The organism is Priestia aryabhattai (genome assembly GCF_023715685.1).
Taxonomy (GTDB): Bacteria; Bacillota; Bacilli; order Bacillales; family Bacillaceae_H; genus Priestia; species Priestia aryabhattai_B.
This window is the reverse complement of sequence record NZ_JAMBOQ010000003.1, coordinates 290111-312733: the sequence shown is the minus strand read 5'-3', so window position 1 is coordinate 312733 and position 22623 is coordinate 290111. Positions and strand designations below refer to the sequence as shown.

Here is a 22623-nt window from a genome sequence, read left to right as displayed (position 1 = left end):
AAAAGTCGTGCTTGTTTAGGGAAAATGTCCGCAAAGAAGAAGGCTTTTCCATGGGCTAAACCACTGGATTTTCAAAATGATTATTTAGAACATAAATCATTTTAATCGTAATAAAAAAGCCTCTTTCAAAGAGAAAAGAGGCTTTTTTATTAATTTGTTACTTTTGCGCTGTTTTGATGCCAGTTCCAAGCTGATGCGATGATTTTTTCTAATGAAATTTGCGCTTTCCAGCCTAATTCTGCGTGAATTTTATCGGAAGATGCGACTAGGCGTGCCGGATCTCCAGCGCGACGATCTGCCATTACAACATTCGCTTTTTTGCCCGTTACTTTTTCACACGTTTCGATCACTTCTTTTACAGAGTAGCCAAGGCCGTTTCCAAGGTTGTACGTTGCTGTTTTCTTGGTGCCGTCTAACAGTGCTTGAAGGGCTGAGATATGAGCATTTGCTAGGTCCGTTACGTGAATGTAGTCGCGAATGCACGTTCCGTCTGCAGTATCGTAGTCTGAGCCGAATACAGAGATGTTTTCACGTTCACCAAGCAGGTGCTGAAGAATGATTGGAATCAAATGTGTTTCAGGATCATGGCACTCACCAATTTCCGCTGTTTCATAAGCACCCGCTGCGTTGAAGTAACGAAGTACAACATATTCCATATCATAAGCATTTGCAAAGTCAGCGAGAATCTGTTCAATCATTAACTTTGAACGTCCGTACGGATTAATTGGGTTTGTTGCCGTATCTTCTGTGATGATATCTACAGAAGGAATACCGTATGTAGCAGCAGTAGATGAAAAAATAAACTTTTTCACATTGTGCTTCATCATCGTTTGTAAAAGTGTTAACGTCGCAGCTACGTTGTTTTGGTAATATTTAAGAGGATCTGTTACTGACTCCCCTACTAAACTATTAGCAGCAAAATGCATGACAGCATCAATTTTATGATTTGTGAATACGCTTTCTAAATCTTTCTCATTACCTAGATTTCCTTCTACGAATACCGCTTTCTCATCGATTGCCCAGCGATGCCCCGTTGATAGATTATCCAGTACCACAACTTCATTTGTTTTCACTAATTCTTTTACCAGGTGGCTTCCGATATAGCCTGCTCCTCCGATGACTAAAATCATACTGTCAGTCAGCTCCTTTTTATTAAGTGTCGCTACAGATATCGTACCCGTTTCTTTTCAATTTGTAAATATTTCATTTTTCAGTATGCGGTAGTGCAACTGCTATCTTTTAATTAGTATATCTAACAATTATGAACTGAGTGTGAAGATGTTTATTTCTATTTAAAAACCCGTGCTTGTGAGCAACGGGTTTTCTTTTTATATTTGCTGAGGCACTTTTTTCATATCTTTCACTTTATTTTTTAATGGAAGCATCCCTTCAATATGGCATTCAATACAGTCGCCGTCTTCAATAACAGCCCGGCCCGGCGTTCCTGTTAAGATTATATCGCCCGGATGCAGCGTCATGACTTTTGAGAAAAATGAAATACAGTACGCAATGTCGTAAATCATATTAGACACTATATTTTCATGCTGCACGTTTCCATTTAGCAATGTGCGCACTTGAAGTGCTTTCACATTTGATATACTTTCTTTTGTGATAAATTCTGAGCCTATACTGCAAAATGTATCAAAACTTTTTGCTCGCATTAAGTAGCGATGATTCGCCGCATGAATATCGGCTGCGGTTACGTCAATTGCTGACGTATAGCCAGCAATTACGTTCATTGCTTCATCTGGCTCTATATCCTTACATGTTTCGCCGATGATCACCGCCAGTTCCGCTTCGGCTGTTGTTTTATAAGATTGCTTTGGAATACGAATGCTTTCACCCGGTCCAATAATAGCGGTTGCGGGCTTTAAAAAACTCACCGGATCAATCGCACGATCGTAGTCCTTTACTTTTTCTTCAGAAGCTGCATAATTAAATCCAATGCCTAATAATTTGGACGGATTACTAATGATAGGAGCTTGTTTTCTGTCTTGCAAGTGCATTACGGGAAGAGAGCTGTTCATACTAAATTTATTATGAGCATACCATGTTTCAAGGTGGCGCAGTTCTTTATATTGAATAAGATCCCAAATTGTTGTAGACCAGTTTGTTAAGTATTTAGTATTAATATCTTCTATAAGCATAATGCTGTCATTGTCTAAAATAGCTGCTTGTTCTTTCCCTTGCTCTATTATATTTACTAACTTCATGATACGCTCCTTACCGATGCTTGAATGATGCGATCGCTGTTTTCTTTTACCCAATTTAATAATTTTTCATCTTGGTTGTGTCCTGCAATAAAAGATAAGCCGAGTGGCAAGCCGTCTAGTTCTCCTGCAGGTATCGTAACTTGCGGAAGACCGCTTAGTCCGGCAATACACGTCATTTGAAGTGTTCGCAATCTTCTGTTTTCTAATTCCGGACCTTTTGCATCTTTTACAGGCGCGGGCCCTGGAGCAGTAGGGAGAACTAATATTCCTTCTTCTCCAAGCTGTGAGTACATAAAATAGCGAAGTTCACGACGCTTTTCTTCTATATAATTCATATTTAATAATGTAAGAGTGCTAGCCCATTGAAAGCGGCTTCCAATGTCTTCTCCAAACGTTGGATTTTCTTTTTGAATCCATTCTCCGTGCGTTTGCCAAATTTCTTTTCCTTGCAGCAAACGGAAGGTTTCCATATGTGTAGAAAAACCCTGAGGGGCAATCGCTATCTCTTCTGTAGTAGAGAAAAGCTTCATTACGTGCTTAATAGATGGTGTAAGAGCTCGCATGCTTTGTTCATCCACAAGTTCCATCACGTCGGTTGGTACATGTAATCGTGTAAATCCACTAGCATGCGACGTTGAATTTAATAAAATCGATCCAACTTTTTGCAGAGTGTGGCCGTCTCTAGCCATTACACCGACTGTATCAAAGCTTGGAGCAAGTGGAATGAGACCGTTTGTAGAAATGCGTCCATGAGAGGGACGATACCCAAAAATGCCGCAGTAGCTTGACGGAATTCGAACCGATCCTCCCGTATCAGTTCCAATCGCAAAATCAGCCATTCCCGCTGCCACAGCAACCGCTGATCCGCTCGAAGAACCCCCAGGAATTCTATCTGCGCTTTTTGGATTTATCGGTGTTCCGTAATGCGCATTTTCTCCATTTAGTCCGTACATAAGCTCGTCGGTATGTGTAACTCCCTTTAGTGCAGCTCCTTCTTTTAAAAGAGTAGCTACTACGTCTGCATGTTTAGCTGCAGGCTGATGCGTGGCGAGCCAATCTGGATTTCCTGCACTTGATCTATGTCCTTGTACATCAAATACGTCTTTTAACGCAAAACTCAAGTTATTTAACATTCCCGTTCCCGTTGGAGGTACGTAAAGATCACTGTCTATAAATGCGTTCCACGTATCTTTCATTCAACCATCTCCTCATTTCTTATATCTGTTTAGAATATAAAATTTGGAATAAGTTGGTCAATGAATGCGTCAGGTCTGTTAACATTAATATTATGTAAATCTCCCAGCTTCTCTTTCCATAGAGAAACTAGCGTTTTATTTCCCTTTTAGCACGTTTGCGAGTAAAGTAGAAACATATCATTTTATGAAAAGGACTATCGCGATGGAACAATCTACTACACTTTTCTTATTTATTTTATTAGCTTTTGTGCTAACAAGAGGTATTCCATTTATAGGTTCATTTGCTCCTAGCATTAATAAACTGCTTCGGCATATTGGACGCTATTTTTCAAATTTAAATACGATGTTTCATGAAGATGGCCATGCATTAATGGGGCTTATTGTCGGAAAAGGCGTCAATCGCATTGAGCTTTATACAAATAATGAAGGTGTAGCCGTGACTGCTACCTACGCAGGATCCCGTGGATGGCTGCCGCGCGTCATTATTGCTTTAGCCGGCTACCCGTTCAGCTCAGTAATAGCTTATTTATTTTTCTACTTACTTGTTCACCACCACTACGACTGGCTTTTCTACGGGTTGGGGAGTATTGTTATTATTAATTTACTGCTTTGGGTACGCAACGGATACGGAATTGCGTGGCTTTTTTCTATCGGTCTGATCCTCGGAGGCATTTATTATTTACAAGATCCACAGCTTACGCGGTACAGCATGATGTTTGTTGGTGCGCTGTTACTTGTAGAATCTCTATTTTCTGCATTTATTATTTTTGTATTAAGCATCAAATATCCAAACGATGCAGGTGACGCTACAAGTTTAAAACAGCTTACCCATCTTTCAGCACGCTTTTGGGGTTTTTTATTTTTCGCACAGGCCGTCTACGTGGCTTATTTGATTTTTCAACTGATTTATTAAGAAAAGAATTAGCTAAAACAATGTAAAAATTTAAATTAATAATACACACAAAAGCTGACATGTTACTCCCCATTTTTTAGGGGAGTATTCTGCTATTTTTACACATATTGATTGAAAGGAGCTAGCAATGAATCCACTTATTATACCTGCTATATTAATCATATTTGCTTTATGGATTTTATTACAACTTGCTTTAGGTGGGAATATTTTTAAAAATCCGTTAAACTATTTCATCTTGATTACTTTGTTCTTTCTACTTATTAAAAGAGCAAAAGAAAAATAGTCTAGCAACCATAGTTATTTTCTGCGTATTACATCAACCACAGCTTATCTTGCCCCGTAAGCTGTGCACTCTTCAAACGTTTTAAACTTCTTTTTTTGACGCCATACCCGATTGAGCGGTATCTCTTCATTTACGTTCTGAGTTTTTCGCCTTCCATCTTTCCAATTCCGTTCCATTGTAGCTTTACTCATGTCAGTTTTCCCACCCTTATTTTTGAACTTAAGGACAAAATTCTATAATCTTCATGAGAAAACTTTGGAAATTTTATAATTTAAAGGAACAATTTACTTTTATGCACTAAATAATGGTTTACGAATTCCCTTAATGAGGTATATATTGGGTACTATGAAGTCGTAAAGAGGTGTGGGATACTTGTCATTATTTTTAAAGTGGAAGCAAAAGAAGCAGGAAAAAGAATTAGAGCGTGTTCTTGAGGAATCCATCTCCAAAAGAAAAGACTACTGGAACACAATTGGACATGTAGACGGAGACGTATTAACTCATTTGTTAAATCCCATGTTTTTTGGCGGACCTGCTTGGCCGTCTGGACGTCAAACATTTATTCGTGTTCAAAAAACAGAGACGGTTATTCTAGCAAGCGACGGCTTATCTGATCCGTTTCAATTCCTTGAAGAAAAGAACCGAAAGCAAGGAAAAGGATTAGAATTCTATATCGAATGTGATGATGAATTTTTGCGTGGGCCTTTATCTGATATTCAGGATCACTGGGCATTTGACCTTCTTTATCAAATGAGTCAAAATGTCGCCGCTCATCCTAATATGCTAGAACTATTCATGCAGTATGATGTTCTTTCAATTGAATTTACTGATTTGGACGTACCGTCTCATTTTGTAAATAAAAACGGAGAAATTGGTGTATTACTAGGCGTTCAGTCTCCTTCTATTTCAGCTAGCCTCTCTTTACCTTATGAATCTATCAAACTGATTAGCATGAAGTTGCTTACACCAAGCGAATTAGACTACGTGCGCGAACAAGGAGCGCAAGGACGCAGGCAACTCGCTGAAACATTTCAGCTGTCAAAAAGTTATCATATTACCATGACTAAAAGAGAATCTCTTATTTAGAAGAGGTTCTTTTTTTATTTCTACTATTGAAAATAAAGATTTACAGAACATAACTGCTATTTGTATAAAACTTTAGTTCACATACTTTTCTTTAAGAGTGTTTTTAATATGAGCGTACTATTTTTGATTCATGGGATATTTTGCTATAGTAAAAAAGAAGATATAAAAAAGGAGATGGACGTTAGACATGGCAGAAAAAGTGCAGATTGGAAAATCCGAATTATATGTTAATCCTATTGGACTGGGAACAAATGCTGTAGGAGGACATAACTTATATCCTAACCTAAACGAAGAAGTCGGCAAAGACCTTGTTCATAAGGCGCTAGATAATGGCATAAACCTACTTGATACAGCGTTCATTTATGGCCCAAAACGTTCTGAAGAATTAATTGGTGAAGTACTAAAAGAACGTGGAAATCGTGAAGAAGCGGTTATCGCCACAAAAGGAGCACATAAAATTGTTGGAGATGAGGTACTGCTAGACAATTCTCCTGCGTTTTTAAAACAGTCGGTTGAAGATAGCTTAAAACGCCTTCAAACAGATTATATCGATTTATATTATATTCACTTTCCAGATAAAAACACACCCAAAGACGAAGCGGTTGGTGCGTTAAAAGAATTAAAAGATGAAGGAAAAATCCGTTCTATTGGCGTATCAAACTTCACATTAGATCAGTTAAAAGAAGCAAATAAAGATGGTTATGTAGACGTGGTACAAGGCCAATATAACTTAATTCAACGAGAAGCAGAAAACGATATTTTACCTTATACCGCTGCAAATCAAATTTCATTTATTCCATACTTCCCGCTAGCTGCTGGTTTACTTGCTGGGAAATACGATAAAAATACAAAGTTTAATGACTTACGCGAAGATATGCCTCATTTTATCGGAGAAGCATTTCAGCAAAATCTAGAAAAAGTAGAGCGTCTTCGTCAAATCTCTAACGCAAAAGGCGTAGAAGTAGCTCACCTTGTTCTGGCTTGGTACTTAACGCGCGATTCAATTGATGTATTAATTCCGGGGGCAAAACGCGCTGAGCAAGTACTCGATAATTTAAAAACATTAGATGTTCAGCTCACTTTTTCTGAAATTAAAGACATTGATCATATTTTTAAATAACACAAAAAGAGCTTTGCCTTAGGTAAAGCTCTTTTTTCTATACCATTCCACTGGCTAATAGAACAAAAGCCATAAGGAAGAATCCCAGCTGTACAAAGCTTGTTATGTACTCTTTCGTTTCTTGTTTATATTTCCATTCATCTATACTTTTCAGCAAAATAGCCGCGACTAAAAATAGGCAAGACACGATATAAGGCTCTACAAACATAAAGATCATATCCAATACCAGAAAAAGGACAAAAGCTACCATCACATATTTATCCCATCGTCCTAAAGCTAGACTCTCATACTCATATTTTCCCCAAAATTTGCTGCGAGGTATATCAAGCACTTTTCTTAAGATAAAGTCTACTAAAACCGCTGCTGCTACTAGCATTATCAATATATACATCATCATCCTCATTTCCTTTTTATGGTACCATTTCAGCTAGTTTCTGTTAAGGTCTCAGCTACAAAGTGCTTAAACTGCTTTATTTCTTCTGTTTCGCCTTTCGTTACGATATACGTATCAGAAGAAGGCCGGATAATTTTTTGCTGTGAAATCACGCTTAACGTTTGATTTTCAACTTCCTCTTTCACCATAGAAAACGGCAAATAAGATACGCCTAGGCCTTCTTCAATAAAGCGCTTTGTAATTTCTACTTGCGTCACAGGAAGCAGCTGAATGTGAGGATAACAAGCTTTTATTTAAATAAGCAGATCTGTCTAATAAACAGGATGATTATTCGTAAGCAGCCGGTAGGAAGATAACAGTTCCTGTTCCGTACGTGTTCCTACAGAAAAAGGTGCAACTAAGACTGCTTTTTCTTTATGAATTAACTCATAAAAAACGTCTGCCTGACCTGGAAGCATTCTTGTTAGTCCAATATCTGATTTTCTGTCGTTGATGTCTTTTCCCACTTGAAACGAATTTGTGATATTAACAGTGACTTCAATGTGGGGATACCTCTCTACAAATTGTTTGATTAGGCTCGGTAAAACAGATGCTGCTATTTGAGGAGCAGCGGATATAGTCAGTTTTCGGTTATATCCTTGCTTCCATAAATTAAAATTCTCTACTCCTTCTTCATATGCTCTCACCATTTTTTGAGCATGAGGCAAAAAAAAAGCGTCCTGCCTCAGTCAGCGCTATATATTTACCTTTTTTTTCGAAAAGCTCAGCGCCTAGCTCTTGCTGCAGTCGCTGAATATGCTTTGATACAGCAGGCTGTGTTAAAAATAAATCTTCAGACGCTTGCCTGAAATTTTCATAAGAAGCTGCTATGATGAATGTTTTTAACCAATTGATCTCCATTTTCTTCTCTCCATCTCTTTCTATTCATAACAAACTGGAATCAATACTGCTTATTTTTGTTTGTTTTCTTTTCTATCAAACTTCTATACGATATATGTATCTCAATATTACCAAATAAAGGAGCTGTAAAAATGAAAAATAACGTTAAAGAAAAATTTAATGCTCATGCTTCTCAGTATGATGAGCAGCGCCGCAAACTAATTCCTTGTTTTTTTGATTTTTATTCCATTCCCGTTTCACTTCTTCACTTTTCAAAAAAGCCGCTTCGCGTACTTGATATCGGAGCAGGTACAGGATTGTTTTCTTCTTTTGTCAAAGAAAAATACCCAGATGCTCATTTCACGTTGATTGACGTATCAGATCAAATGCTTGAAAAAGCCAAGCAGCGCTTTAAAAATGAACAGCATATGGAATTTATTGTATCAGATATAACAAGCTACGAATTTGAGCACTCATTTGACATTGTGATTTCTTCACTTGCTATTCATCATTTAGAAGACGAACAAAAGCAAAAGCTGTATGGGCAAATTTTTGATTTGCTGCATGCAGGAGGAATATTTATCAATGCCGATCAAGTATTAGGTCACTCTTCTCTTATTGAAGAGTTATATAAAAAGGACTGGAGTGAAAGAATTGCCTCAAGTGGATTAACTCATGAGCAGATTGAAGCTGCTTATGAACGTACGAAGTTAGATAAAATGGCAACTTTACACGATCAGCTAAATTGGTTAACATCTAGCGGTTTTAGCACGGTAGATTGTATCTATAAATTTTTTAATTTTGTTGTGATGTATGCACAAAAATAACTGTTTAAAAACTACTTGTCTCTTTGCAAGTAGTTTTTTTACTCCTCCTCTCTCTATATTCGAATAAGAATATTTATTTAATTCCCTAAAACTACGCATACTTCTTTTCCAATTTCGTATATCTAATAATAGCTTCGTTCTTCTGAATTTTTAAATTTTTTGTACATAAAACCCTTATAAAGTATTTTTATACTATTTTATGTCTTTTATGGTACAAAAAATACAAACATGTTACAATATGATTACAAAAAAAGCATTTGTAACGCTTTCATTTCTTTACACAAAAATGAAGATCTGGAAAGGATGTGGTGCTTATATAAATGTAAATCTGCCAGATTAGGAAACTTATATTCGTAAAGTTATGCAAAATATCAAGAAAAATCTTTTTATTCTTATTATTATAAATTCTCGCTAGTAAAGTCTTTCTACTTAATGATTTTCTTATTACACGCATACATACAGGTATAGAAGATGCAGCTATTCGTCTTTTATTTTATTAGTGAAGAATTTATACAACAGCACAAAGCGTCATACGTTTTTCATTAATGCAGCCTAAGGAGGCGCAGCACATGACAAATAGAATCTCAAGAACAACAATCGTACTCATAGCGGCTATTTTAGCTCTGGCCTGCTTGTTTGTAGGTGTTCCAAGAACAGAAGCTGCTTCAACACCCTCTCATTTAATTGTCATTAACAAAGCGACGAATAAGCTCGCTTATTATCAAAATGGTTCACTTGTCCGAACGTTTTCAGTAGCAACAGGACGTACTCAGTCTCTTACACCAGAGGGCCATTTTAAAGTAGTGAATAAAATTGTCAATCGCCCTTATTACTCAGGGAACATTCCTGGTGGAGATCCTAGAAACCCCCTTGGTAATCGCTGGTTAGGTCTAAATGCTAGAGGTACATACGGCACGACGTATGCTATTCATGGAAATAATAATCCTGCTTCCATTGGCAAATATGTAAGCAGCGGATGCGTTCGTATGTACGATGAAGAAGTGGAATGGTTATTTAGTAAAGTGACCGTCGGTACACCGGTTGTGATTACAGCTTCTTCTAAATCATTTAATGAAATTGCAGCAGCAAACGGGTACAACGTTTCTGGAAACTCAGGTTCTACTCCAGCTCCTTCTACAGGAACTGTTTTAAAGAAAGGCAGTAAAGGAAATGCAGTTAAAGAACTTCAACAGAAACTAACTTCACTTGGCTATAATACACAAGGGACTGACGGTATTTTCGGTGCCAATACAGATTCAGCTGTTCGTAAGTTCCAAAAAGACCACGGCTTAACGGCTGACGGCATTGTTGGTCCATCAACATATAAAGCTTTAGGAAGTTCAGGAACGAATCCGAACCCGACACCAACAAATCCGACAAATCCAAAGCCAACAAATCCACCAGCAGATACAACGATCAACACAAAACAAACGCTTAAAAAAGGAAGCAAAGGCAGCAATGTTCAAGCCCTTCAAAAGAAATTAACAGCGCTTGGCTATAATACAAAAGGTACAGACGGTATCTTCGGTGCCAATACAGAAACAGCTGTACGTAATTTTCAAAAAGACAATAAGCTAGCAGTTGACGGCATTGCCGGACCTAATACTTTAACTGCTATTTCTAAACGCTAATAGAGCCTGAAATCAGGCTCTATTTTTTTATTGATAAACCTCTTTTTGTCCATTGACTCTCCTTAATGAACCATTACGCCGTCTTTCTTTTCTACGACATACTTAATTAATTGATAAACGGTTCTCATAAGAACTTGCTGCTGATAAATATCATTTTTGGCGGGAATCACACTTTCTATCAGCCTGCTATATTTGTAGGATTGATCGTCTTCTTTTTCTTTATAAAGAGCCTGCCAGTCATTCCGGGAATGTTCAAGTAGCTGTTCTTTGAAATATGAATAAACAACGCTTGCGAATTCACCCGCTAATTCTTGAATAACCTGCTGTCGTTCCGTGACGGAATGATAGGTACTCGACCATCCAGAGGGCTGACTTAAAAAATGCTCGTACACAGATGAAATAAAAGCGGACGCAATGACTGGTACCGGTCCTTCATGTTTTCCTAAGGCAATGTTCAAACAAGTTTCTCTATCCATATAAGGAATGTTCAACGATTCCATCGCTTCATAAAAAGCCTGGGAGACAGTTAGGTTTAAATAAATAGGATGCAGTTCTTGCTGCTTTTTTCTTGTTTCTGATACTAAAGCTGCCCTTAAGTCTTTATACAGAAGAGGACTCTCTTGGGATTCCTCGTGTACATGTTTGAAAATAGAAGTATTCCCTACTGTTAAATAGTAGTGAAGCTGTTTTTTCATGAGCGGTGAAACACTTTTAAGCGCACAATCTATCATTTTAGCCATGGCATGTTTTTTGGCATAATCCGTACGGCAGCTTGGAGAGGTAAGCAAATCTCCGTGTGTAACACAAACGTTTACTTTAGCACCGTGACCATGTACGATAAGCTGTTGAAGAAATTGAATATTTAATTCTTTGAGCGCATGATGCACATATAAAACAGAAGCTGCTTTTTTTAAAGAATCGTGGATTGTACTAGTATATTCAACATATGGATGCTCACAAATCGCTATACCTTTTTTAAAAGAAAAAGGGCCGGAAACTTCAATTCTACGAAACAACGGATAAATAAGGGTTCCATTATGTTCTTCCTCTTCATTTGTTAGCAAATCAAAGGAAGACAGCTCTTCTGCTGTGAGACGGCAGGATATCGGCCAGTCGTCTTCTCCTACTTCCCATGTTCCTTCCTTGTATTCTTTCAACCGTGATTCAATTTCCAGAAGCATTTGCTCGGTGATCTTTCTACATTCAAACCGCTTGTGCCATATCTCTGCAAAGTCTCTGCCTTCTTGGTCAACCGCGTCTTTTACTATTTCACTTTCTCGTTTAATCGCATCTATAAATTGTTTGAATGAACTATTTTCATCGCTCATTCTTAAGGGAACATCATCATTAAAATAACGGGCTTTGTATGGGATATCTCCTAAAAGAGCGCGCAGATTAAAAGAGAAATCTCCGTGTAATAACTCAAAAACCAAGTCATAATCCGTGCCTCCTTCGGCATACACTTCAGCGCTTCTTAGTAGGATATTCTCTACTTTTCTTTGCACTTCACTTCGCGTAAAAAAAGAGACAGCAGCTTCATAATCTTGAGATTCCTTTACCTTATACGTAACAGAATAAGCGCCTTTACTGCCTATTCCTAAAAAGCTACATTCTTTTTTTATACCAAGAAGCTGGCGGATTAAGGATGTTTTGCCGCTTCCTTGTTCTCCGATTACATGAACGTACTCGTACTCGCTGTCATTTTGTTCGTTCGTTCTTTTTTCAATATCGTTATAAAAAGCATTCACTACTCGTTCATCATATCTTGCTTTTGCTCTTCCTTTTGCAGTACTTGTCCAAAAATCCTGCACTCTCAGTAGCTCATTCATCTCTTCAACCAGAATGTCAATTTCATCGTGTTGCTCTGTATGCATAAACCGTTTAACAAACGGGTGTGACCTTCCTCTTTCATCTTTTTTAAACGGATGCTGAAACATAATCGACCAGCCTTTTCGCATAGGAGATTGACAGGCTTTTGCACGAAAAACTTTCATTCATTTCCCCTTCTTTCCCTAACATTGTCCTATTTGAAATGTATGGCTTTTAAAAGGGGGATATGTCTATCATTTTCCTCTTTTCAGAAGGATTTTTCTTTCATTTATCGAAGTAATTAATTGAGGTGATGGGAGAATGTTGACAAAAATTGTGAAATGCAGCATACCGACTGATAAAAAAGCATCTTTTTCATATACGCAACAGCATTGGGCTGCTCTTGCACACGTGAATGGTTTCATTGGCCAATTAGGGGGTTGGAACGTGGAAGATGAAACAGATGCTTGTATTTTAGCTCTGTGGGAAGATGGAACAACTTATCAAGAATTCATGAAGCATACTCATGATTCTATTTTTTATAAAAGCAAGCAGGATCAAACATATACGAATTTGGACGTTTCAACATCAGATCCGTCCTACTTCATAGGAGCACGATACAATTATTATAGAAGCAGCGCCATTGAAAGTCGCTATTTAGTAAAGACGGAAATTGAAGTGGATTTTTACGACAAAGAAGATATCCATGAGATGGTAAAAAGCTTGATAAATCCTTCTTATCGCTGTTTATCTCACGTTGTATCACCGATCGAGCATAGCAAGCTTGTCATTTTTTCATTATATGGATCTGCTTGTCCGCAAAAAACGATCGACACCTTCGTTCATCCAAATGTACTGAATGCGTCTCAATACATATATCAATTAGAGAAAAATTGGAACGTTCTTTCCAATTAAAAAATAGAAGCCTAGGCCAGACGCCAAAGCTTCTATTTTTTTATGATATGAACGTCTTGATTTTGTACGGTAATGACTTCCTTCGTCATTCCTACAAACAAGCCGCTTTCCACTACGCCTGGGATCATTGTAAGCCGTTTTTCCAACTCAGCAGGATTTTCAATTTCTGAAAAATGGCAGTCTAGAATGTAATTTCCGTTATCGGTGATAAACGGCGTATGATCATCTAAAAGCCTAAGCTGCGGTACACAACCTGCACTGCGAATATGCTTCGCCGTCATTTCCCAGCCAAAACGTATAACTTCAACAGGAAGAGGAAAAGCTCCTAGTGTCTTCACTATTTTCTTAGAATCCGCAATCACGATAAACCGATTCGCTGCGTACGCAATCATTTTTTCACGAAGCAGCGCGCCTCCTCCTCCTTTAATTAAAGAAAGGTCGCTATCCACTTCATCCGCTCCGTCAATTGCTATATCAATATATTCAACATCCGCTAAGGTAACAATGGGAATACCTAGTTTCCTTGCCAGCTCTTCTGTTTTTTGAGAAGTAGGAACCGCTTTGATGTTTAGTCCATTTTTTACTCGTTCACCTAGTTTTACAATTGTATAATAAGCTGTTGAACCTGTCCCTAGCCCTACAATCATTCCATCTTCAACAAATTGTGCTGCTTTTTCACCAACTGCTTGTTTTTCAATCATACAAAGGCCTCCTTACTCATATTGTACCCGTTTACATAAAAAAGCAAAAGCATTATGAATCCTTACAAAAAAACTCAGCTGACTATTCAGCTGAGTTTTTTTGAAACTGTGTATTTAGAAGAATTTTTTCTACCCAATACTGCTGTTTTGTACTGTTTGTCTGTTCATTGCTTTTTAGTTCAAACGTATAGTAAATATACCTATTTGAATAATCATCATTCACATAAGCATGATAAATGCTATACTTTCCATCTCTTGTTTGTTTTTTCACATAAATTGTTGCATTTTTACCTTTTAACATGTAATCAGGCTGAAACGCATCCATTTTGTTTTGAGCTTCTTTGCTTTTTTTCTTAGAAAATAAAGCCGTTATTTTCCCAGCATTGTATGAATCATTTTCCTTCGTTGACGCTGTCCATACTTCACTTTCATCTTCGCTACTTTTATAAGAAGATTTATGAATAACATACTGAAGCGGAAACCACGTCATATATTGATTGGTATCCGAAGTAAATAATTCAAATCCATTGTCTGTTTGTTCATGATCGACCAAAAATGTACTGGTAAACTTATCTGCCTGCGCTTCACTTTTAAATTTCCCGCTTTGAAACAGCCAAATTCCTACGGCAATGACCAATGCTCCAGCTACTGATGCGGCTTTTTTTCGATCCATTGTTTCCACACACCTTTTAATACCCCTTTAACTTTCGATATTACCATATCCGCGTTTATATCGTCATAAGGAGAAATAACCAAAGGATTATCAGAACGCACATGCTAATTTAACTAGAAAAAATAAACTTTTTTACAATAGTAAATTTGATAACAGGCGCTGAGCTAATAACCGATTAGCTTTGCCCGGCTGTATCGTATATGTTATTAGTTCCTGCTTTTCAGCTTCCGCTTTTATCAAATATTCACCTTTTGGAGAAAGAAGAGAAGTCGTGCTTTTTTGGTTTTGTAAGGCATAGTTCACGCTTGCAAAGTAAATACCATTCTCCGTACTTCTTGCAACCATTGCATAATCATAAAAAGCTGGATCTGGTACTTCACCAGTAAACTGTGGATGAAATACAATGCTTGCTCCTCTTACAGCAGCCCATCGGACAGTTTCAGGATAGCGCCATCCCTCATGGCAAATGACAATACCAAATTTCACTCCATTTATTTCAAACAACCGGCGACCATCTCCAGGTTTATACCCAAATTGATCTTCTTCCGGATCAATTTGATTTTTAGTTTGATACCCTAGTTCTTCTCCATTTTCATCAATCACAAAAGCAGTTAAATGCATGCCAAGTTCGTCGCGCCATTCCATCGGTAAAATCACGTTGAGCTTTAACTGTTTGGCAAGCAACCTCATTTTATAAAGAGTATTTTTTTGAAATTCGTGATTGTATGTCTCAACTTCAAATCCTACTCCTCTAAGTCCCGGCACAATTGATTCTGGAAAACATACAAGGTTACATCCATCTTCTGCTGCTTGTTTCATACATTTTTCTACTGTTTTTACACCGTCTGCGGCTGACTTTGGAAATCTCACTTGCGCTAACCCAATTTTCATTCATTACTCCTCCACTTCCAATATCATAAAAAACTCATGCTACTAGCGTAACATGAGTTTTTTATCTTTACGTAAATAATTTAATTAGCATGCTGAGAAGAATACCTACCGCACTAAAGTCCGAATCTCCAAATGTTGTGCCTTTAAAACCTAACGACGCGAGAACAGGCAGTAAAATAGCCGGTAAAAAACTAATTAAGATTCCATTGGCGAATGATCCGACCACCGCTCCTCTTCTTCCCCCCGTCGCATTTCCAAACACTCCCGCAGCGGCCCCGGTGAAAAAGTGCGGAACGAGACCTGGCACGATAATACTTAGCCCAAATAAAGGCAAAAAGAACATTGAAATAAGGCCTGCGATAAAGCTTGAAAAGAATCCGATGACTACTGCATTAGGAGCAAAAGGAAACACAGTTGGACAATCTAGTGCTGGAATGGCATTTGGTACCGCTTTGTCAGCAATTCCTTTAAATGCTGGTACAATTTCTGCTAAAAGCATACGAACACCGGCCAGCACGACATATACCCCTGCTGCAAACGTGATGGCTTGAATTAGCGAGTATACAATAAAATTTTGACCACCGCTTAATTTTGTTTCAATAAATGCAGGGCCAGCAAAAAGTGCAACAACAATAAATAAAACGGTCATGGTGAGCGAGACAGAAACGGACGTATCCCGAAGAAACCCTAAGGATTGAGGAACTTTAATTTCTTCTGTTGTTTTTTCACGATTCCCTACTCGCTTGCCGATAAACCCTGCTACTAAATAGCCTAGGGAACCAAAATGTCCAACGGCAATATCGTTTGACCCTGTAATTTCACGCACATAAGGCTGAAGGAGTGCAGGAAATAAAACCATTAAAATACCTAATAATAGCGCGCCGATAAAAACCAGAGGTGCTCCTGTTAACCCGCCTGTAGATAAGATAGCTGCAATCAAACAAGCCATAAACATGGTATGATGCCCAGTTAAAAAGATATACTTAAATTTCGTGATACGCGCGATAATGATATTTACAATCATACCTAAGAGCATAATCATCGCTGTTTCTGTACCAAATGTTTGTTGAGCTACAGCTACAATTGCTTCATTATTAGGAATGATGCCTTCAACGGCGAACGCTTTATTAAACATTTTCCCAAACGCTTCAAGTGAAGCAATTAATATGTTAGCTCCTGCTCCTAATATAAGAAAACCCATAATAGTTTTTAAAGTGCCCGATACAATATCCGCACTTTTTTTCTTTTGAAGCAACAAACCGATTAGTGCAAATAATCCTACTAGAATAGCAGGTGTTCCTAATATATCTTTCATAATTAAATCAAACATGGCTTACGCCTCCACGAAGTATTTTTGCAGTGCTCCTTTAATTTCCGCTTGATTTAAAATGTTTTGCAGTGCCACGACCGTTCGAGTGCCATCATCCAATTGATTCACAATATCTGCAGATCCTAAATAGATATCTGCCTGCTCCGTTTTACTAGTTGTTAAATCCGTATGAGATACCTGTGCTTCGACACCAAGTTCTACTAAAATTTTCTTTACGTTCATTTCCACAATAAAACTGCTTCCTAAACCGTTTCCGCATACAACTAAAATCTTTTTCATTTTTCATCTCTCCTTTTAATTTGAGTAAGCTTCAATTAACGCAAGCATTTCTTGTTTTGTTTTCATAGCAATAAGCTTGTCAATATTATCGTTTTCAGATAGCATCATCGAAAGCTGAGACAGTGCTTTTAAGTGGGTTTCATTATCAGTAGCAGCAAGTACAATAATCAGCTGCGCTCCGTGCTGTTTTTCAGTAGAAAAATAGACGGGCTCCTTTAAGCGAAGCATGCTCATACCCACACGATTTACACCTTCTTCTGGCCTTGCGTGAGGAAGCGCGACTTTTGGCGCAATAACAATATAAGGGCCTAACTGTTCTACACTTTTAATCATTGCTTCTACATAAGAAGGTTCAATATATTCGTAGTTCAGCAAAGGCTTGGCAGCCAGCCTAACAGCTGCTTTCCAATCATCTGCTGAATCTGTAAGCTGCAAGAATGGCTCTTGCAATACTTCATGCAACATTGGCTTTCTATCCTCTCTTACCATTTTTTTAGATTGCTGTATAACGAGTTTTAAATTAGCTAACAGAGCTTTTTCATCTTGTATATTTGCATGCTGCTTGATAATACCCATGATGGCTTGAGTAGTTAGCTGAGAGGAAGCTGGTTCAACTAAATCGATTAATCTCTGCTTTTCATCATCTGTTAAAATAGGATTCACAAGCATCACATTCATTCGCTTTTTTAACGGCGTAGTTGTAATAACTAAATCATAGCTTTCCTTAAATTGTTCATAATCTCTTACTGTCATCGGCCCTATCAATTCAGCGTCTGTTAACAGTTGTTCAAGCTGATACTGAAGCATACGAGACGTTCCAATTCCATTGGCACAAACAATAACAATACGCTTTTGTTTTTGTCTTCCCGCTTGTTTTTTCATCCATCCTCCAAAATGAAGAGCAAAATAAGAAATTTCGTCTTCATTAATACGTGTTTGAAGGCTGTTTTCCAAAGGAAGCAACGCTTTTTTTGTCAGTTCCACTATATCCTGATATTTTGTTTGAATAGCCGAAAGCATAGGATTAGGGAGGTGAATATTATAGAGAAGCCTGTAATAAGCCGTCTTCAAATGAATATATAAATTTTGTTCAAGGCGATTTCGATCTTCAAATACTACACAAGCATATGCTTGAAACCGTGATACCATTTCTTTTACAATGCTTCTCATCCAATCATCACTATCTGCTTGATTTACTACATTTACTTTTGCACTTAGTAAAACAGTGGCAAGATAATGCTTTTCTTGTGGTGGAAGATCAAATCCTAAAACGCTTTCAATTTCTTGCAGCGCTTTATATTGCCTGGTTTTTTCTAATTCGTCTTTTCTAGTAATCAAGGAGTCTACATAGCGCTTGCTTTGAACGCGCTGAATACAGCATGTGAGCATATAGGCTAATTGCGTCAGCATCTTGTCTGTAAACGCCATCCCCAGTTTATCTTCACACTCAACAAGCCAGTTATAAATTATTGAATATTCGTAATCTGCTTTCATGACTCTTTTCAGCAACTCTTCTTGGTGTTGACTTATTAATTCCGTGATGTGTATATAAAGCAAATTTCGAATGTCACTTTCAGATCCCTGTGCTTCGTACCCATCTTTATAACTGTATATCAAAGATATATCTTTTTTTGCCCACTTGTTTTTTAAGTCTTTAATATCTTGTAGCACAGTATTGCGGCTAACTTCTGTTTCTTCCATTAGCTGCTGAGTTCCGATTTTCCCGCCTCGAAGTATACACATCAAAGCAACGTATATTTGCCGGTCCTCAACTGATAAATAGGCAGATGGCATAACATGAGAAAATTGTTTAGCAACTTGGTCCTTTGCTTTATCGTTTAGAAAAAAACCTTTTCCATATGTGTACTGAACAAACTCTAATTCTTGCTGACACAGCCAATCGTTAATTTTCTCAATATCGTAATAGATGGTACGTCTTGACACTTGAAACTGTTTCATTAACTCTTGTACTGGTATAAATGTTGCAGCTTGAAGTAAAACTTGCAATACGGCCGTACTGCGTTTGTCTAACACATGAATCACCTTCAGTCCAATTCGTGCACAAATTGAAATACTTACCATGCTTTATGCTTCTACTATACTACGTGTCTTGCAAAATGATTAGACCGAATTCACCCACATACATTGTGCAAAAAATGTACTCAACAAAAAAAGAAGTGCTGGATGCACTTCTTTTTCGAATTAATCTTTAGTCTGCTGTTTCTTTGCTTCTCCAATCGCTTTTTTTAAATGTCCGTCATGTTTATCAAGCAGCCGATGCACGTCATCACCTTCTATAGAAGTAAGAAGCGCAAGAATGGCGGCTTTTGGCGTTTTGTATATCTGCAAACTTTCCGCTGCCTCTTCTGGTGAGACACCTGTTAGTTCTGCAATAATATTTTTAGCACGCTGTACGAGTTTATCATTAGTCGGCTGTACATCTACCATTAGATTGCTGTAGACTTTACCAATTTGAATCATAGAAGCGGTCGTCAGCATATTAAGAACAAGTTTTTGAGCAGTTCCAGCTTTCATTCTTGTTGAACCTGTTACAACTTCCGGCCCTGATTCTGCTACTATTGCATACTTTGCTTCTTGTTCCATAGCTGATTGAGGAGAATTTACAACGCAGCCGGTTACTGTCCCCAGGCTGTTTGCATACACAAGCGCTGATAATGTATAAGGAGTTCTTCCACTTGCAGCTATCCCTACAAGAATATCTTTATTTGATAAATTAATCGCTTTCAAATCTTCTATCGCTTGTTTCTTATTATCTTCTGCTCCTTCTAACGCATGCCGAAGCGCTTTGTCTCCCCCGGCTATGATACCAATTACTTGTTCGGCAGGTGTACCGAATGTTGGTACGCATTCAGATGCATCCAACACACCTAGACGTCCGCTTGTACCTGCTCCGATATAAATAAGACGACCGCCTTGTTTAAAAGCGCTGACAATTTCATCTACCAACAAAGCAATAACAGGTAGCACATTATTGATTGCATGAGGCACTTGATAATCTTCTTCATTAATTTTTTTCACAATTTCCAGGCTTGATAATTCATCAATGTTTAAGGTTTTCGGATTGCGTTTTTCTGTTAAGATATGATTTAAGTTCACTGTGATCCCCTGCCTTTTCCACCATCGTTTTTTCTCTATTTATACTCGTTCATGAACAGCTGATAAGCTCCTTTAGCAGATGATACTCTCTGTGTTGCCCACTGTATATGCTTTATTTCTTTTTCACATTCTTTCTTATAAACATTAAACACTTCTGGAACTTCCGTTAAAATGCTGCCTTTGCACGCTAACAAGCAGTCCCCTTCAAACTGCTGTTTTGTATATAAATGAAGGGTCATGTTTGCAAGGTTCTTTCCAGCTTGGTGAAGAATTTCACTTGCTTCTTGTTTATGATTTCTCGCTTGATTTACAACAAGTGGAGTGAGTGAAGCAACTTCTGATTTAGGAGATGAATAGACAAACTTTTTGATATCGTGTATGGTATCTGCATTTAAATGTTGCAAGATTGTCTGACTAAGGCTGCTGTACGGACGGCTTTGATCATGCTCTTTCGTCAGCAAAATAAGTGCTCGAAGACCAATCCAATATCCGCTTCCTTCATCTCCAAGAAGGTGCCCCCACCCTCCTCCGTATTCGTACACGCCATCTTTTTTCCCAATGCTGACGGCTCCGGTTCCTGCAATTGTTAAAATGCCCTCTTTTCCATGTAAAAGTGCTTCATGCGCAATCATTGCGTCCTCATATAAACCTATTTCTACTTGATAACGATCATAAAAATACTGTTTTATTTCTCCTTTAGATAACGCTTTACTACCAGCGAGTCCTAGTGAAATCCCTTTACATGTATGACCTGCAAGCGCGGTTTTACACGCCATAATACATTCATCAATATGAGTAATAGCCGTATTGTAATTAATGAGCAGATTTCCATAACCGCTTTTTGAAGCAGCGAGCTCTTGGCCGTCTAAGCTGTAAGCAACGGCTTCTGTTTTTGTTCCGCCACCGTCGATACCAATAATATAGTTCATTTCATCACCGCTCACAAAAAGCAAATTTGTCCCATGGCTGCAGTTCATTTAATAAGAAAATTTCTTCTTCTGCAATGCGCCCTACTACGTTAGTTTTCCCTGAGTTTTCCATGTCTAACAGCGCAATTTGCAGCTCTCCTTTGTACTGGCCGTAACGTTCATTTTCTATTAAAATATCGCCTCTTCGAATTGGAGGAGTATGCGTAGGCTTGAATTCTTCTTTTTTATATTTCACTCGGCTTTGCGTAGAGCGAATTAAATAATCGGATACGTCTCCGCGGTAAAAATGAAACTCTTCTAGCACAATTTTTTTCTCAAGCTCGGTAATCGTATCACACAGCGTCACATTAAAGGTAAAACGCTCTTGCTGAACAACATCACGCAGCGCCTTCATTTCTTCTTCCGATGCATAAGCATTCGCAATGATTGCACAATCAATTAATCCCGTTTTAAAAAGATGCTTAGCCTGCACATCAATCGGAAGCGTACGATGCATCTCAAGCGTACAAAGCCCTTCAGTAACAGGCCACGGTCCAAAAGTAGCGCTTGGTGAATTAATAAAAGCAGCCGTTTCAAGGTTATGTTCTTTAAACAATGCTGAACACTTAATAAAGTGATCATACGACAATCCCGCATATCGATGAGGATAGAAGTTATGCGACCCGAGCAGCTGCTTTTGGTTCGGTCGGTAACTTAAAATATTATCCACATACTTCGTTGCATTGCTCATATTAATTTCAATTTTTAAGCCGTATGGATTAAATGTCATAATGGACTCTTCATTTCCCGTATAGCCTAAATCCAGACGAATAGCATAAGCTCCTAATTCGTGAAAAAAAGATAAGTCATCATAAGAAATGCCAAGCGCTCCAAATACGCGAGGGGCGATATCAACTACTACTTCCATCTCTAACTCATTGGCAAACTCAATGATTTCTTTAAAATTTGTCATTACTTTTTTCTGATCGCCTTCAACAGAAAGCAAGCACGTAAAAATGCGTGTAAATCCGTATTGATGCGCAAGTGCTATATACGCTTTATCTTTTTCGACAGTCGAATGTTCCGGGTAAATCGCAATACCTAGCTTTTTCATTGATTTTCGCCTTCTTTTTTAAATTTTTTAATAAGCTTAATCATATGTTCAATTAATTTTTGCTCTGAAATAGCCGTCATCAAATGATCTTGCGCGTGAATTAAAAGCAGCGACTTTTCAATTGTTTTTCCGTTCAATTCACGTTGAATAAGCGTAGTTTGCGTTTTATGAGCATGACTGAGCTCTTCTTGCGACTGCTTTAAAAGTTCGTCAGCTTTATTAAAATCATAATCTTCAGCTGCTTCTAACGCTTCGTATGCCAGTGACCTAGCATTTCCTCCGTATGCAATAAGTTCAAAAATTTCATTTTCCATATTTGCTGCTTCTGTCATTTCTTCCATCCC

The 22623-nt window shown here is 38.0% G+C and carries 26 protein-coding genes; 7 read left to right on the top strand and 19 right to left on the bottom strand.

Annotated features, from left to right (window positions below; genetic code table 11):
* Positions 1 to 149: 149 nt before the first annotated feature.
* The 3 genes from galE to M3225_RS14715 all read right to left on the bottom strand — a co-directional run bounded on the left by galE (position 150) and on the right by M3225_RS14715 (position 3409).
* A complete protein-coding gene (gene galE / locus M3225_RS14725) occupies positions 150 to 1130 on the bottom strand; it encodes a UDP-glucose 4-epimerase GalE (RefSeq protein WP_074678814.1) in 981 nt (326 codons plus the stop codon).
* Positions 1131 to 1328: 198 nt separating this feature from the next.
* On the bottom strand, positions 1329 to 2213 hold the full coding sequence (locus M3225_RS14720) for a fumarylacetoacetate hydrolase family protein (RefSeq protein ID WP_251394922.1): 885 nt from the start codon (positions 2211 to 2213) through the stop codon (positions 1329 to 1331).
* Entirely contained in the window at positions 2210 to 3409 is a 1200-nt protein-coding gene (locus M3225_RS14715) for an amidase (protein WP_251394920.1), read from the bottom strand. The genes M3225_RS14720 and M3225_RS14715 overlap by 4 nt, the downstream gene beginning before the upstream one ends.
* A 202-nt stretch (positions 3410 to 3611) precedes the next feature.
* On the opposite strand from M3225_RS14715, the gene M3225_RS14710 reads away from it, so the two are divergent.
* Positions 3612 to 4322 (top strand): M50 family metallopeptidase, encoded by a 711-nt coding sequence (locus M3225_RS14710; RefSeq protein ID WP_251394918.1) that lies wholly within the window; start codon positions 3612 to 3614, stop codon positions 4320 to 4322.
* A 127-nt stretch (positions 4323 to 4449) separates the two neighbouring features.
* Positions 4450 to 4605 (top strand): hypothetical protein, encoded by a 156-nt coding sequence (locus tag M3225_RS14705; protein WP_251394916.1) that lies wholly within the window; start codon positions 4450 to 4452, stop codon positions 4603 to 4605.
* Positions 4606 to 4649: 44 nt separating this feature from the next.
* Here M3225_RS14705 and M3225_RS14700 read toward each other — a convergent pair whose 3' ends face one another.
* Positions 4650 to 4796 carry a hypothetical protein gene (locus tag M3225_RS14700; protein WP_251394914.1) on the bottom strand — a complete coding sequence of 49 codons (147 nt, stop codon included), beginning with the start codon at positions 4794 to 4796 and terminating at the stop codon, positions 4650 to 4652.
* Between the two features lie 181 nt (positions 4797 to 4977).
* Between M3225_RS14700 and M3225_RS14695 the strand changes: the two genes are divergently transcribed.
* Together M3225_RS14695 and M3225_RS14690 are read left to right on the top strand one after the other, a co-directional pair.
* Positions 4978 to 5691 (top strand): suppressor of fused domain protein, encoded by a 714-nt coding sequence (locus tag M3225_RS14695; protein ID WP_251394912.1) that lies wholly within the window; start codon positions 4978 to 4980, stop codon positions 5689 to 5691.
* Between the two features lie 187 nt (positions 5692 to 5878).
* Positions 5879 to 6811 carry an aldo/keto reductase gene (locus M3225_RS14690; protein WP_251394909.1) on the top strand — a complete coding sequence of 311 codons (933 nt, stop codon included), beginning with the start codon at positions 5879 to 5881 and terminating at the stop codon, positions 6809 to 6811.
* A gap of 37 nt (positions 6812 to 6848) precedes the next feature.
* Here the strand turns inward: M3225_RS14690 and M3225_RS14685 are convergent, their stop codons facing one another.
* From M3225_RS14685 to M3225_RS14670, 4 genes are read right to left on the bottom strand one after another with little or no spacing between them, the layout of a single operon-like run.
* Positions 6849 to 7202, bottom strand: coding sequence for a DUF4181 domain-containing protein (locus tag M3225_RS14685; protein WP_251394907.1), 354 nt, complete (start codon positions 7200 to 7202; stop codon positions 6849 to 6851).
* Between the two features lie 32 nt (positions 7203 to 7234).
* A complete protein-coding gene (locus M3225_RS14680) occupies positions 7235 to 7462 on the bottom strand; it encodes a substrate-binding domain-containing protein (RefSeq protein ID WP_251394905.1) in 228 nt (75 codons plus the stop codon).
* Between the two features lie 54 nt (positions 7463 to 7516).
* Positions 7517 to 7912 carry a LysR family transcriptional regulator substrate-binding protein gene (locus M3225_RS14675; protein ID WP_251394903.1) on the bottom strand — a complete coding sequence of 132 codons (396 nt, stop codon included), beginning with the start codon at positions 7910 to 7912 and terminating at the stop codon, positions 7517 to 7519.
* Positions 7878 to 8105 (bottom strand): LysR family transcriptional regulator, encoded by a 228-nt coding sequence (locus M3225_RS14670; protein ID WP_251394901.1) that lies wholly within the window; start codon positions 8103 to 8105, stop codon positions 7878 to 7880. Before M3225_RS14670 ends, M3225_RS14675 begins: the two co-directional genes overlap by 35 nt.
* Before the next feature lie 131 nt (positions 8106 to 8236).
* On the opposite strand from M3225_RS14670, the gene M3225_RS14665 reads away from it, so the two are divergent.
* The gene (locus M3225_RS14665; protein ID WP_251394899.1) at positions 8237 to 8911 is read left to right on the top strand and encodes a class I SAM-dependent methyltransferase; all 675 of its coding nucleotides are present in this window, start codon (positions 8237 to 8239) and stop codon (positions 8909 to 8911) included.
* Positions 8912 to 9480: 569 nt separating this feature from the next.
* Positions 9481 to 10542, top strand: coding sequence for a L,D-transpeptidase family protein (locus tag M3225_RS14660; RefSeq protein ID WP_251394897.1), 1062 nt, complete (start codon positions 9481 to 9483; stop codon positions 10540 to 10542).
* Between the two features lie 62 nt (positions 10543 to 10604).
* Here the strand turns inward: M3225_RS14660 and M3225_RS14655 are convergent, their stop codons facing one another.
* The gene (locus tag M3225_RS14655) at positions 10605 to 12536 is read right to left on the bottom strand and encodes a hypothetical protein (protein ID WP_251394895.1); all 1932 of its coding nucleotides are present in this window, start codon (positions 12534 to 12536) and stop codon (positions 10605 to 10607) included.
* 136 nt (positions 12537 to 12672) lie between these two features.
* On the opposite strand from M3225_RS14655, the gene M3225_RS14650 reads away from it, so the two are divergent.
* The gene (locus tag M3225_RS14650; protein WP_013055735.1) at positions 12673 to 13266 is read left to right on the top strand and encodes a YdbC family protein; all 594 of its coding nucleotides are present in this window, start codon (positions 12673 to 12675) and stop codon (positions 13264 to 13266) included.
* Between the two features lie 32 nt (positions 13267 to 13298).
* Here the strand turns inward: M3225_RS14650 and rpiA are convergent, their stop codons facing one another.
* The 10 genes from rpiA to M3225_RS14600 all read right to left on the bottom strand — a co-directional run bounded on the left by rpiA (position 13299) and on the right by M3225_RS14600 (position 22611).
* Positions 13299 to 13967, bottom strand: coding sequence for a ribose-5-phosphate isomerase RpiA (gene rpiA, locus M3225_RS14645; RefSeq protein ID WP_251394893.1), 669 nt, complete (start codon positions 13965 to 13967; stop codon positions 13299 to 13301).
* An 82-nt stretch (positions 13968 to 14049) separates the two neighbouring features.
* Complete coding sequence (locus M3225_RS14640) at positions 14050 to 14640, bottom strand: hypothetical protein (RefSeq protein ID WP_251394891.1); 591 nt, start codon at positions 14638 to 14640, stop codon at positions 14050 to 14052.
* Between the two features lie 132 nt (positions 14641 to 14772).
* Positions 14773 to 15531, bottom strand: coding sequence for a carbon-nitrogen hydrolase family protein (locus tag M3225_RS14635; RefSeq protein ID WP_251394889.1), 759 nt, complete (start codon positions 15529 to 15531; stop codon positions 14773 to 14775).
* A 67-nt stretch (positions 15532 to 15598) separates the two neighbouring features.
* Positions 15599 to 16861, bottom strand: coding sequence for a PTS ascorbate transporter subunit IIC (locus tag M3225_RS14630; protein ID WP_251394887.1), 1263 nt, complete (start codon positions 16859 to 16861; stop codon positions 15599 to 15601).
* Positions 16862 to 16864: 3 nt separating this feature from the next.
* Complete coding sequence (locus M3225_RS14625) at positions 16865 to 17140, bottom strand: PTS sugar transporter subunit IIB (RefSeq protein ID WP_013055730.1); 276 nt, start codon at positions 17138 to 17140, stop codon at positions 16865 to 16867.
* Positions 17141 to 17155: 15 nt separating this feature from the next.
* Positions 17156 to 19222: a BglG family transcription antiterminator gene (locus M3225_RS14620; RefSeq protein WP_251394886.1), complete on the bottom strand. Its 2067-nt coding sequence runs from the start codon at positions 19220 to 19222 to the stop codon at positions 17156 to 17158.
* A gap of 120 nt (positions 19223 to 19342) precedes the next feature.
* On the bottom strand, positions 19343 to 20257 hold the full coding sequence (gene murQ / locus M3225_RS14615) for an N-acetylmuramic acid 6-phosphate etherase (protein WP_251394885.1): 915 nt from the start codon (positions 20255 to 20257) through the stop codon (positions 19343 to 19345).
* Between the two features lie 35 nt (positions 20258 to 20292).
* Positions 20293 to 21186, bottom strand: coding sequence for a BadF/BadG/BcrA/BcrD ATPase family protein (locus tag M3225_RS14610; protein WP_251394884.1), 894 nt, complete (start codon positions 21184 to 21186; stop codon positions 20293 to 20295).
* Between the two features lie 4 nt (positions 21187 to 21190).
* Positions 21191 to 22279: a DUF871 domain-containing protein gene (locus M3225_RS14605; protein ID WP_251394883.1), complete on the bottom strand. Its 1089-nt coding sequence runs from the start codon at positions 22277 to 22279 to the stop codon at positions 21191 to 21193.
* A complete protein-coding gene (locus M3225_RS14600) occupies positions 22276 to 22611 on the bottom strand; it encodes a PTS lactose/cellobiose transporter subunit IIA (protein ID WP_014461294.1) in 336 nt (111 codons plus the stop codon). The genes M3225_RS14605 and M3225_RS14600 overlap by 4 nt, the downstream gene beginning before the upstream one ends.
* Between the last annotated feature and the right edge of the window lie 12 nt (positions 22612 to 22623).